10 protein-coding genes are annotated in these 12,225 nt (G+C 37.6%); 8 read left to right on the forward strand and 2 right to left on the reverse strand.

Annotated elements, in window-relative coordinates; all coding sequences use genetic code 11:
• The first annotated feature begins 9 nt into the window (after nt 1-9).
• From H9L23_RS07370 to H9L23_RS07385, 4 genes are all read left to right on the forward strand, one after another.
• Nucleotides 10-666, forward strand: coding sequence for a hypothetical protein (locus H9L23_RS07370; RefSeq protein WP_187594353.1), 657 nt, complete (start codon nt 10-12; stop codon nt 664-666).
• The gene (locus H9L23_RS07375) at nt 633-1,418 is read left to right on the forward strand and encodes a sensor histidine kinase (protein ID WP_187594354.1); all 786 of its coding nucleotides are present in this window, start codon (nt 633-635) and stop codon (nt 1,416-1,418) included. The genes H9L23_RS07370 and H9L23_RS07375 overlap by 34 nt, the downstream gene beginning before the upstream one ends.
• A complete protein-coding gene (locus tag H9L23_RS07380; RefSeq protein WP_187594355.1) occupies nt 1,411-2,070 on the forward strand; it encodes a response regulator in 660 nt (219 codons plus the stop codon). Before H9L23_RS07375 ends, H9L23_RS07380 begins: the two co-directional genes overlap by 8 nt.
• Nucleotides 2,071-2,215: 145 nt before the next feature.
• The gene (locus H9L23_RS07385) at nt 2,216-4,597 is read left to right on the forward strand and encodes a hypothetical protein (RefSeq protein WP_187594356.1); all 2,382 of its coding nucleotides are present in this window, start codon (nt 2,216-2,218) and stop codon (nt 4,595-4,597) included.
• Nucleotides 4,598-4,647: 50 nt separating this feature from the next.
• Here the strand turns inward: H9L23_RS07385 and H9L23_RS07390 are convergent, their stop codons facing one another.
• Together H9L23_RS07390 and H9L23_RS26960 are read right to left on the reverse strand one after the other, a co-directional pair.
• Complete coding sequence (locus tag H9L23_RS07390; protein ID WP_187594357.1) at nt 4,648-6,186, reverse strand: OmpP1/FadL family transporter; 1,539 nt, start codon at nt 6,184-6,186, stop codon at nt 4,648-4,650.
• Between the two features lie 21 nt (nt 6,187-6,207).
• Nucleotides 6,208-7,224, reverse strand: coding sequence for a hypothetical protein (locus H9L23_RS26960; protein WP_187594358.1), 1,017 nt, complete (start codon nt 7,222-7,224; stop codon nt 6,208-6,210).
• A gap of 199 nt (nt 7,225-7,423) precedes the next feature.
• Here H9L23_RS26960 and proS point away from each other — a divergent pair, with 199 nt between their 5' ends.
• The 4 genes from proS to H9L23_RS07415 all read left to right on the forward strand — a co-directional run bounded on the left by proS (nt 7,424) and on the right by H9L23_RS07415 (nt 11,954).
• Nucleotides 7,424-8,896, forward strand: coding sequence for a proline--tRNA ligase (gene proS, locus H9L23_RS07400; protein ID WP_187594359.1), 1,473 nt, complete (start codon nt 7,424-7,426; stop codon nt 8,894-8,896).
• 116 nt (nt 8,897-9,012) lie between these two features.
• The gene (locus H9L23_RS07405; protein ID WP_187594360.1) at nt 9,013-10,152 is read left to right on the forward strand and encodes a cystathionine gamma-synthase; all 1,140 of its coding nucleotides are present in this window, start codon (nt 9,013-9,015) and stop codon (nt 10,150-10,152) included.
• Nucleotides 10,153-10,368: 216 nt separating this feature from the next.
• Nucleotides 10,369-11,220, forward strand: coding sequence for a TIGR02757 family protein (locus H9L23_RS07410; RefSeq protein ID WP_187594361.1), 852 nt, complete (start codon nt 10,369-10,371; stop codon nt 11,218-11,220).
• Between the two features lie 119 nt (nt 11,221-11,339).
• Nucleotides 11,340-11,954 carry a Crp/Fnr family transcriptional regulator gene (locus H9L23_RS07415; protein ID WP_187594362.1) on the forward strand — a complete coding sequence of 205 codons (615 nt, stop codon included), beginning with the start codon at nt 11,340-11,342 and terminating at the stop codon, nt 11,952-11,954.
• Nucleotides 11,955-12,225: the final 271 nt, after the last annotated feature.

Raw genomic sequence — 12,225 nt, forward strand, 5'->3', positions numbered from 1 at the left:
TTAATTATCATGCCTATTTTAACGTATATCTATCTCGCATCACTAGCCGCGGCGGCAATAACCGGATTGTTAAAATTCCGTAGTAGCTTACCGGTTCATTTAAAGGGCATCATTTTAATGATGCCCTATATTTTATTGGTAGAAATTGGCGCAGCATTTTTCAGAAACCTGATTAAAGGTCAGAATGTATTACCTCAATACAATATCATTCTATTAATCGAGTTTCTGGTTTACGCCTGTTTTTTTAAGGAAATCATTATTTCGGTATGGATAAAAAAGATAATAACCCTCTTCATGATCTTATTCCCTGCATTTTGGTATATTTCAGTATTCTTTATATTTAAAATTACAGAGTGGAATAGCTATATTTTTCTGGTAGGTGGAACTTTTACAATTATGTGGGCTTTAATTTACTGCTATCAATTGTTAACCTCTATAGAAAATGTGAGCCTCAGTAGTTGTGGTGAGTTCTGGATAGCACTTGGCATCATTATTTTTTATTCTTGCCAGGTTCCCTTTATGGGGATATACAATTTTCTGATCGTTAATTATCCATCATTGATTATGAACTTTCAGGTTGGCCTTCAGGTAACCAATATTATTATGTATTCTTTATTTACGTATGCTTTTTTATGCAAAAAGACCATTATAATGAAGTATTCTTAGCGGTTTTACTCACTACAGTTATTTTTCTGTTCCTATCAATAGCAATCGTTTTCCTGATGCTCTATTTTCAGAAAAAGAAATTTCAGTACGCAAAAGAAAGAGGAGAACTGGAAAAACAGTATGGCGAGCAATTGCTGCAATCGAGACTCGAAATGCAGGAGCAAACATTTGAAACGATAAGTGATGAAATACATGATAACGTTGGACAATTACTAAGTTTGGCTAAACTGCAATTGAGTATTTTGGAGCAAAATGAAATCAGCGATAAATCATTGATCACTGAAATTAAAGGAAATGTTGGTAATGCCCTTACCGATTTACGTGATATTGCAAAAAGTTTAAGTACTAGCCGCATTCAGGAGCTAAGTTTGTTGCAGGCGGTAGAACAGGAATTACAACGCATAGGTAGGGCAGGAATTATTGTTTGCAAGGTCGCGGTAACTGGTAACGAACAGCAGATTGCAGAACAAAAGAAAATAATCATCTTCCGGATTGTGCAGGAAAGTTTACAAAACATATTAAAACATGCGCAGGCCACCACAATCAATGTTGAATTTGATTTTTCAGAGCAGCTAAACATCATCATCGAAGATAATGGTGTTGGTTTTAGTGCAGGCGAAAAAGTGAAAATTGAGACCGGATTGGGGCTTCAGAATATTGTAAAACGCGCTACATTGATTAATGGAGAAGCTACAATCAACAGCATTATTAATAATGGAACTAAAATTACCTTAACTATTCCTTATGTCTGACCAGATTAAAAATATAGCCTTAGTTGATGATCATATCTTATTTAGAAAGGGATTAGCCGCCTTGATCAGCTATTTCCCATCCTACAATATTTTATTTGAGGCTGGCAATGGAAAAGATTTTATCAGGCAGTTAAAAATATACGATGTACCTGATATTGTATTGCTCGATATCAACATGCCCGAGATGGATGGGTATAGTACGGCTTCGTGGCTACGCACAAATCATCCGGAAGTAAACATACTTGCTTTAAGTACCATGGATGCAGAAACTGCCATTATTAAAATGATTACCAATGGTGCCAAAGGTTATGTGTTAAAAGATGCTGAGCCTGAAGAACTTAAACGTGCATTTGACGAGGTGATTAGTAAAGGATATTTTTATAATGACCTGGTAACGAGGAAAGTCATGCAGTCGTTAAGTTCGTTAGCTACAAATTCGAAAATATCAGACTTTGTAAAACTTACCGAAAGGGAAATGGAGTTTCTGAAATATACCTGCACCGAAAAAACATACAATGAAATTGCTGCAGAAATGTTTGTAAGCCCACGTACCATTGACGGTTATAGAAATTCTTTGTGCGAAAAATTACAGTTAAAAAGCCGTACAGGATTGGCATTGTATGCAGTAAAACATGGAATAGTTAAAATTTAAGATATCTTTTAATGGTATAATCTTCAAAAAATGTGCTTAATGTCAAATCACTAATTGGAGATAATTTGAGATTCTAGCTAAAAATTTCGATTTTTAGCTAGATCATCCAAATATGCTTTCAAAATTTCAAATTCTCCTCACCTGTATGATGCTTTTATTAGTTAAGGCAAAAGCGCAGGATGTAAAACTAGATAGTGTGGCGTTAAATATTAACCAATATGGCTTAAAAACGGCTCAATCTAATCTGTTCGTCCATTTCGACAAAAATATTTATACCAATAATGATCAGGTTTGGTTTAGCGGGTATCTGCTAAAAACCATTACCAACTTAGATCAATACCATACACTTTATTTATCACTAATTAATAACAGCGATAGTAGTGTCGTAATCCAGGATAAATTCCTGATTGAAAAAGGATTTGTATTCGGTGCACTTAGCTTGCCTGATTCGCTGCCGGGCGGTTCATATCGTTTTGTGGCGAATACCAATATTAAAAAGGATAATCAGCCAGATGGCGAATTTTTACAGCCCATCACAATTAAATCTACTACTGTAAATCCATTAACAACCAATATTTCTATTTTTAAAGCTTATGATGAACAGAGCAAAAATGGAACAGCATTGTTAAAAATTTTATCCAGTGATAACCGTTTTGTTGAAAATGCAGAAATAAAATATCAGATCGGTAAGGACAAACAAACATTGCTCACCGGTTCAGCTAAAAGTAGTATAATCGGCGAACTGATGATCAATTTTCCTGCTGATAAGATTACGGCCGATAATAATCAACTTAACATTTCTATTAAAAAAGGTAAAGATATCAGACACATTAAGTTTAATCTTCCCGTGAGGAACCGTTCCAATTATCAGATTCAATTTTACCCCGAAGGTGGTTACCTGGTTGACCATTTAACTTCGAAAGTAGGTTATGAAATTAAAGACCTGGAAGGCACTGCAATAAAAGCAACAGGTGTTTTATATGAAAATGATATGGTGATTGATACGCTCCGGAGCAATTCTACGGGGCTTGGTTCATTTTCAATCTGCCCAAAGCCATCAAAAAAATATTATGTTAAACTTTTAGGCCGCGAACAGAAAAGCATCAGTAATGATTTACCTGCGGCATTAAAATATGGAACTGTTTTAACAGCAGGTACAGCAATAGCCGAAAATGATTTCAGGCTACACCTGGAGGCGAATAACAATCAAAAAGTTCATGTTCTGGTGCATAATTTCGCTGATGTTTTTTTACACACCAATCTGATTTTAGCAGCCAACAAAACCCAAAACATAAGGTTTAAATTAGATTCTGTGCCTATTGGATTAAATGCCGTAACCATTCTCGACAGTAATTACCGCCCAATGACCGAAAGGATTTTCTTTGCACATTACGATCAGCTTAATCAGACTGATTTATATACAGATAAAAATGAATATAGCACAAGAGACCAGGTGAATTTAAAATTGAATATAACCGGTAAAAACAAAGCTCCCCTGACTGCACTGATATCTGTTTCGTGTACCCAAGCCAACAGGATATCAGTTGCGAATAACCAGAATATTATCGATTATTTTTATTTACAACAACATTTAAAATCCCTTCCTAACCGACCGATGGGTTTAAAGTACGTGGATCAGGATTATCTGAATGATGTACTTTTGGTTAAAACCTGGAGCCGTTATAAATGGCCTGCAGCCGAAGTGTTAAATAGAAAAGCAGCGCTTTCGAGTTTTGAATACCATGGTAAAATTACCAGAAGAAAAAAGCCTTTAGTCAGTCCCGTAGGCTTAACAACAATAGCAGGAGAAAACCTTAATTTTCTGGATACAGACAGTACTGGAAGATTTAATATTCCGTATGATCACCTTCTAATTAAAGAACCGAAGATACCGGTTTGGCTGGGAATGGTTACCGATAAGAGTGATTTATACTCGCTTGACATAAATAATCCGCAAGAGGAATTGGCAAAATATATTGTTCAGCAACATTTTGAACTTCCAAATACCAGAGCTGAGGTAATGAATAGTGGTACTCAAAGTATAACTTCGGCTGCTGGAATCAAACTTAAAGAAGTGGTAATTACTAAAAACAATCAAAATACCGATTACGCCAAAAGAACTTATAATAAATGTGGGGATTATGTTTGCAGGTATAACATTCTAAACTGCCCCAATCATATTGCAGATGCTGGCAACAGTAGTCCTGTAACAGGTAAAACTTATTCTGATGGGAAAGGAAGTAAAATTACTTACCAAGGGTGTTTGGAGGCAGAGCGTAAGCCTAATATTACCATCCTAAAAGGAATCAATCTTCCAAAAGAATTTTATATATCTGATATTACCAACAAAAATGAACCTATCAATTTTTCAACAGTTTATTGGAACTATCAGGTGATGATTAACGGTGAAACACCCATTAGTTTTAATACCGGCGATTTGACCGGGCCATTTAAAATTATCGTACAGGGTGTAACGGACGGGGGAGTGGTTTATGGAGAGAAAGAGATTATGGTTAGGAGTAAATAAAAACGGCCTCAGTTATTTAACTGAAGCCGTTTTTTATGGTGTTATTATATTTAAAATCTTACTCCGAAAGTTAAAAATACGTTGTTTCTATTGCTTTTTACATCGGCAACCGGTTCTGTATAATTATCCAATAAATATGGACTTGAACTGAAATTGGTTTGGTAGTTTTGATAAGCTACGTCGAAATAATAGTTGTCGATGCGATAGCCAAGTCCACCAGTGTAATACTGACCCTGATAAAATTTATTATCACCACCTTTAACACCGTTTCCGTTTACACCGTAACCCGCACGTAAACTCAATTCATTCGTAACTTTTACTTCCGCACCAACCCTGTAGTTAACCGCTTCTTTATAAGATGCTTTAATAAAAGCATTATTATCATTAATGGTTGTACGGTCAGATCCGTTAGAATCAGAAAAACGCATTGAAGAATAATCTACATAATCCACATCAGCAGATATTAATGCAGTACCTGCAATTACGTAACTGATACCAGCCGAAGCTTTTAAAGGGGTACGTAAATTATAAGTAAATGAATAATATTGAGTAGGGTTATTTGATTTAGTTGGAGCAGTATTCGCATTTCCCGCAGTAGTTGCCTGTAATGTTTCGCTGGTATTATCTTCAATGTTCATCCAGGTTGGAGTCTGGAAGTTTAAACCAATCCTTAACTCGCTTACTGGTCTGAAAATAGCACCTAATTTCAAATTGAAACCACCACCTTTAGTTTCCTGATTTCTGAAATGAGTAAGGTTGTAATTTTCGTTTCCGTTGTATTTAGGTACATTGGGTAACGTTGCATCGTCATCATACGAATTAAGGATACCAGATTCGGTAAATGTAGCATCGCTCGTATATTTAACATTTACAAAACTCGCTGTTGCACCAATATATACCTTGTTGCCAAAATTTAGCGCGCCAGCCACGTTAAATTCGGAGGTAGAGCCTAAACGTGCTTCATCCCAGTTTTGCTTAAAATTAGCATTGTTGTAGGGTTCTGCAGAAAATTGATTTGGAAAAGTAGGTGTGTTTTTATTAATCAAGTAACTGTTATAAGCATCTCCGGCAATACTGTTACTTGTACCAAAGTTATTGGCCTGCTCGGCATAAGAATCCCTGATAGACGTATTGGTATTTGTTCCATTATAACTGATGTTATTTAAAAAATCATTATTGCGGGTATAACTTAAACCAAAAACGCTACTTACTAATCCCTTATCTGTATCAGCACCTTTCATTTTGGCAGCTGGACTATAAAATACCACACCAATATTGTTCAGGTTTAACTGACTTTTATTTGCTGAGGTATTGTTTCCTAAATAAGTACTACCATTGGATACCGAATTAAATTCAGGTGTGATGCTAAACTCCGATTTGGTAAATAAACCTAAACCAGCAGGGTTGGCATTAATCGAACCGATATCGCCACCAACACCAATCTGGGCGCCGCCCATTCCTTTAAACCTTGCCGAGCTACCATAATTGGTTTGCGAGAAACGGAAGGCATCAGGCGCATAACTTTGGGCGTATGTTGTTCCCATAGCAGCTACTGTAGCTACTAGAGAAGCTAAGATGATTTTTTTCATTTGTGTGTTTAGATTTTAAAATTAACCTCTTCCTGCTCTTGATGGACGTGAACCACCACCGCCTCCGCCGCCATTAGAACCGCCTCCGCCGCCGTTTGATGGTGGTGGAGAATAACTTGGTCTGCTCTCGGTCCTTGTAGGCTGTTGAGGAGTATAGTTTTCATTTCTGGTAGGTCTGCTGCCTTGTGTACCTTGAGGTGCATAACCATCATTCCTGGTAGGTCTTCCGCTTTGATTACCTTGGTTTTGAGTATATCCACCCTGGTTTCTTGCTGGTCTGCCTGCATTATTGTTTGGTGCATAAGATATTCCGTTTGGATTGCTTACACCAGATCTGCTTGGTCTGCCAACATTTCCTCCGTTACCGTTTCCATATCTTGGTACGCCTCTGTCATCACTTCCTGGCCTAGGTCTGTAATTTCCTCTGTTGGTATAAACGCCACCACCATAGTAGCCACCGCCAATACCCCAGCCACCGCCGTAGTATCCGCCGCCGCCCCAACCATAACGGTCGTAGTAAGAGTTAGGTCCCCATGAGTTCCAGCCGTAAGGATTGTTCCAGCCGTAGCCATAGTTGCCGTAATAAAACGGGTTATTCCAAATGCTTCCGTAGCCATAACCGCCACCGAATCCACCGCCCCAGCCACCTAAGCCGTAACCGTTGCCCCAACCTAAACCAATACCTAAATAATTAGATGGTCCGTAGCTGCTGCCGTAGTAATAATTATCGAAATAGGGATCATAATAGCCTTGGAAGCTATAACCATTATAAAAACGGTTGATCCTTGATGAATAATCCATATCGTAATAAGGATTACTGGTGCCATAATATTCATCATATTCTTCCTGACCCTGGGCCTGATATTGCTGGCCTTGTCGGTTCTGAGGTTGAGGTGCCATTTCCACCTCTCTGGCTTTCGCCACAGAATTATAAACATCATCAGCAGGCTTGGTTTGAGCCAGTTTTGATGTAGTGCATGAAGCCACCAACCCAGCAGCAGCAATCATAACAATGGGTAAAAATTTAATTGGTTTCATTGTGTTTATATTTAGTTGTGTGTGTTCACGAATATTGATAAACAGGTTTCAAAAGTAATTAATTCTTAACTATTTACTTAGTCTAAAAACGTTAAATTATAATTGATATTAATTCTTAATCGTTTGTAGGCATAAATTTATAAATTTGCTATCGAATTTTACACTTTTTAACACACAAATTACGTTCCAAATACATAACATGAGCAAAGAAATTACAAGTAGAGAAGCCGATTATTCCCAATGGTATAATGATATCGTGATTAAAGCAGATTTAGCAGAACATTCAGCGGTACGTGGTTGTATGGTTATAAAGCCCAACGGCTATGCTATTTGGGAAAAAATGCAGGCTGTTTTAGATAAAATGTTTAAGGATACAGGCCATCAAAATGCCTATTTTCCTTTATTCATCCCAAAGTCATTTTTCTCTAAGGAAGCTTCTCACGTTGAGGGCTTTGCGACAGAATGTGCCGTTGTAACACATTATCGTTTAAAAAATGACGGTAACGGGAATATTGTAGTTGATGAAACTGCCAAACTGGAAGAGGAATTGATCGTTCGCCCAACTTCTGAAACCATTATCTGGAATACTTATAAAGGATGGATCCAATCATACCGTGATTTGCCAATATTGATCAATCAATGGGCCAATGTGGTGAGATGGGAGATGCGTACCAGGTTATTTTTGCGTACTGCAGAATTCTTATGGCAAGAAGGTCATACTGCCCATGCTACTGCTGAGGAGGCCATTGAGGAAACAGAACGCATGTTGCACATTTATGCCGATTTTGCAGAAAACTGGTTGGCAGTACCTGTAGTAAGAGGGCGTAAATCACCTAACGAGAGATTTGCCGGTGCTTTGGATACTTATTGTATTGAAGCATTGATGCAGGATGGTAAGGCTTTGCAGGCGGGTACTTCGCACTTTTTAGGTCAGAATTTTGCAAAAGCTTTTGACGTTAAATTTACAGGTAAAGATGGTAAGTTAGATCACGTATGGGCAAGCTCATGGGGTGTTTCTACACGTTTAATGGGTGCTTTAATTATGGCACATAGTGATGATTCCGGATTGATTATACCACCAAAACTTGCTCCAATACAAGTGGTAATTGTTCCGATTTATAAAGGTGATGAAGATCTGGCCAGAATTTCTTCTTATGTAAACGAATTAACCATGCGCTTAAAAGGTTTAGGTGTTTCGGTGAAATACGATGACAGGGATACGCAACGTCCTGGATTCAAATTTGCCGATTACGAGTTAAAAGGTGTGCCGATCCGTATTGCAATAGGTGGCCGCGATCTGGAGAATAAAACTGTAGAAGTTGCCCGTAGGGATACTAAATTAAAGCAGACCGTACCTCAGGAAGGATTGGATATTTACATCGTAAAATTATTGGAAGATATTCAGCAAAGCATGTTCAACAAAGCATTGGCTTACCGCGATGAACACATTACGGAAGCAAATTCTTACGAGGAGTTTAAGGAGCTGTTGGATACAAAAGCTGGTTTTATTGCTGCACACTGGGACGGAACACCAGAAACGGAGCAAAAAATTAAAGAGGAAACAAAAGCAACAATCCGTTGTATTCCTTTAGATAATAAACTGGAAGATGGTGTTTGTATTTATTCAGGCAAACCATCTATTCAGAGAGTATTGTTCGCAAGAGCTTATTAGTTAGATGTGAGAGGGGAGATTTGAGATTTGAGACGAGATCTAATCTCACATCTCACATTTCACATCTCATGTCTCAAATCTGATGTCTATTGTCTCACATCTCAAATTAAAAAAAAATGAAATTCGCAACTAAAGCCATACATGCAGGCCAGGAGCCTGATCCAACAACAGGTGCTGTAATGACACCGATATATCAAACCTCTACTTATTGGCAAAAATCTCCCGGAGACAATAAGGGATATGAATATTCGAGGGGAACCAACCCAACGCGTAAAGCTTTGGAAGATTGTTTAGCAGCTTTAGAAAATGCTAAATACGGTCTGGCTTTTTCGAGTGGGATGGGCGCTACGGATGCGGTGCTGAAATTATTGCAACCGGGCGATGAAGTAATTACCGGGAATGATCTTTATGGTGGTTCTTACCGTATTTTCACTAAAATCTATACTAAATACGGAATCAAATTTCATTTTCTGGACCTTTCTAAGCCAGAGAATATGTTGCCGTATATTAATGATAAAACGAAATTGGTATGGATTGAAACACCAACCAATCCAACCATGCAGATTATCGATATTGAAGGGGTAGCAAAAATCACCAAAGAGAAAAATTTAATCCTTACGGTTGATAATACTTTTGCATCGCCATACCTGCAAAATCCGATCGATTTAGGGGCTGATATTGTAATGCATTCAGTAACCAAATATATTGGCGGTCACTCTGATGTGGTAATGGGCGCTTTGGTAACCAATGATGAGCAGTTGTATAAAGACCTTTGGTTTATTTACAATGCCTGTGGCGCAACGCCAGGTCCGCAGGATGCTTTTTTGGTTTTGAGGGGGATTAAAACCCTTCATTTAAGAATGAAAGCACATTGCGAAAACGGAGAACGGATTGCGCACTATTTAAAAACACATCCAAAAGTTGATAAAATCTATTGGCCGGGTTTTGAAGATCATCCTAATCATGACATTGCTAAAAAGCAGATGCGTGGTTTTGGCGGTATGATTTCGATTACTCTGAAAGGTGCTGACCTGGAAGAAACGTTCAGAATCTCCTCTAATTTTAAAGTATTTACCCTTGCCGAATCTTTAGGTGGGGTAGAATCATTGATTAATCACCCGGCTACCATGACACATGGCTCTATTCCGAAAGAGGAGAGAGAAAAAGTTGGTGTTACTGATAATTTACTTCGTTTAAGTGTTGGGGTAGAAGATATCGACGATCTTCTGGAAGATCTCGAAAGGGCATTGGCATAAAATTTCAACCGGGCATTATGATTAGTATTTGCCCGGTTTTTTATTTTTTTTGTAAAGCCAGTTCTATTCTAAAGTTAATGTTTGTCCGGCTTTACACTAAATCTTTTTTGTTGAAGTACCTGCTTCATTAAAATCTGCAAACAAAAAAGGATACCGTTTCAATCCGGTTTAGGTGGCTAATGTTGTGCTGCTATTTTCGTTTAAATAATTACTTATATGCAATTTCTGGAGCTGAAAAATTTTCTTGATAGCAAAGTTGAACAGTATAATCAACCTAATTTTATAGCAAACGATCCGGTTTGTATTCCGCATCTTTTCGAGAAAAAACAGGATATTGAAATTTCAGGTTTTTTTGCTGCGGTTTTGGCCTGGGGACAGCGGAAAACCATTATCAATAAGTGTAGGGAGTTGCTTAACCGGATGGATAATGCACCGCACGATTTTGTGCTCAACCATAGTGATGATGATTTAAAGCGTTTGCTGAGTTTTAAACACCGCACCTTTAACGATACAGATCTGCTCTATTTTATCTCGTTTTTTAAACATCATTATCAAAACTTTGATAGCCTGGAGCAGGCCTTTATTCCTCAACAAGATATTTATAGCACAGAATACCTGGAGGTTTCTTCAACAACGCGAAGTGTAGAAGTTTCTTCTGAAGTTTGTTATACTGCTGACCTTCATTTTACAATAGAGCAGGCACTGAACCATTTCAGGGCCTATTTTTTCTCGCTGGAAGATTTTCCACACCGTACCAAAAAACATATCTCTTCACCAAAGCAGAAATCAACCTGCAAGCGTTTAAATATGTTTTTGCGCTGGATGGTCAGGGCTGATGACAATGGGGTTGATTTTGGAATCTGGGATACCCTTAAGCCAAAAGAGCTGATCTGCCCCTGCGATGTACATGTAGACCGCGTAGGAAGGCTATTAGGATTAATTACCCGGAAACAGACCGATTGGTTAACAGCAGTTGAGTTAACTGAAAATTTAAAGCAGTTTGATCCCGAAGATCCTGTGAAATACGATTTTGCGTTGTTTGGCTTAGGTGTTGAAAAGGTATTTTAGGGATATATAAAATTGATTAAAGTCAAAAAAAATTCTTTTTTCAATTCTAATCTTCTTATACTTACCTAGTAATTCTACTGTTTTCAGTATAATTACAGTCTATCCCAATCGTTATCTCTATGCTTGCAGTTAATTTATCTGATGAAGATAGGTGGAAAAAATACAATAACTTTTCTCCTCTAGTCTCGATTTTTAAAAAAATTCATCCCCTTAATGCTGAAATCGAAAAACGCATTAATCAGCATACATTTCCGGTCAGTTATAAAAAAAATAAATACCTGGTCTCCCCGGTCGACCGTAATAAATTCCTTTTTTTAATTGTAAAAGGAGTAGTAAGGGGGTTTGTTAAAGATGGAAAGTCAGAAATTACCACCTGGATAGCCAAAGAGAACGAGGTGATTGGTACTATACGTAATCTGTGGGTAGAAGGTGATTCGGAAGAGTATCTTCAGGCTTTAGAGGATGTAGATTTAATTGCTATACCACATGTGTTATCGGAGTTTTTATACGAAAACTTTGCAGAGGCCAATATTGTGGGCAGAAAGATGATGGAGCTCTATTACCGTTCTGCCGAAGAACGCGCCTACCTTTGCCGCATTTCGTCGGCAGAGAAAAGGTATAAGCGTTTTCTGGTTTCTTTTCCAGGTTTAATCAACAGGGTTTCGTTAAAATATATCGCCTCATTTTTAGCCATCAGGTTAGAAACATTGAGCAGAATCAGGGCTAAAATTTAGCAACCTGCGAATCACCTATTTTTCTTATTCTTCTCCAATAAAAAGGGGTTAAAATGGCAGATCATTTTAACCCCTTTTTTGTCTCCAATTTTTTAGTTTTTCTGTTTGGCTGTATGATAAATAAGTCAAGTTGTTATATAGTTGTTGATTATTGTCAAAAAATCATCCAGGCTAACGGTAGTCGGATATGTAGGTGTAGGAAGTCAATTTCTTTTTTTGTTTACTTTGTATTATTGGAAAGACAGTTTTTGACAATTTAAGTACAGAAAAT

It is taken from the genome of Pedobacter roseus (assembly GCF_014395225.1).
Taxonomy (GTDB): domain Bacteria; phylum Bacteroidota; class Bacteroidia; order Sphingobacteriales; family Sphingobacteriaceae; genus Pedobacter; species Pedobacter roseus.

Coding starts and splice junctions, on each gene's coding strand:
- H9L23_RS07370 (WP_187594353.1), top strand. CDS start 10: ATGCCTATTTTAACGTATATCTATCTCGCATCACTAGCCGCGGCGGCA.
- H9L23_RS07375 (WP_187594354.1), top strand. CDS start 633: ATGCAAAAAGACCATTATAATGAAGTATTCTTAGCGGTTTTACTCACT.
- H9L23_RS07380 (WP_187594355.1), top strand. CDS start 1,411: ATGTCTGACCAGATTAAAAATATAGCCTTAGTTGATGATCATATCTTA.
- H9L23_RS07385 (WP_187594356.1), top strand. CDS start 2,216: ATGATGCTTTTATTAGTTAAGGCAAAAGCGCAGGATGTAAAACTAGAT.
- H9L23_RS07390 (WP_187594357.1), bottom strand. CDS start 6,186: ATGAAAAAAATCATCTTAGCTTCTCTAGTAGCTACAGTAGCTGCTATG.
- H9L23_RS26960 (WP_187594358.1), bottom strand. CDS start 7,224: ATGAAACCAATTAAATTTTTACCCATTGTTATGATTGCTGCTGCTGGG.
- proS (WP_187594359.1), top strand. CDS start 7,424: ATGAGCAAAGAAATTACAAGTAGAGAAGCCGATTATTCCCAATGGTAT.
- H9L23_RS07405 (WP_187594360.1), top strand. CDS start 9,013: ATGAAATTCGCAACTAAAGCCATACATGCAGGCCAGGAGCCTGATCCA.
- H9L23_RS07410 (WP_187594361.1), top strand. CDS start 10,369: ATGCAATTTCTGGAGCTGAAAAATTTTCTTGATAGCAAAGTTGAACAG.
- H9L23_RS07415 (WP_187594362.1), top strand. CDS start 11,340: ATGCTTGCAGTTAATTTATCTGATGAAGATAGGTGGAAAAAATACAAT.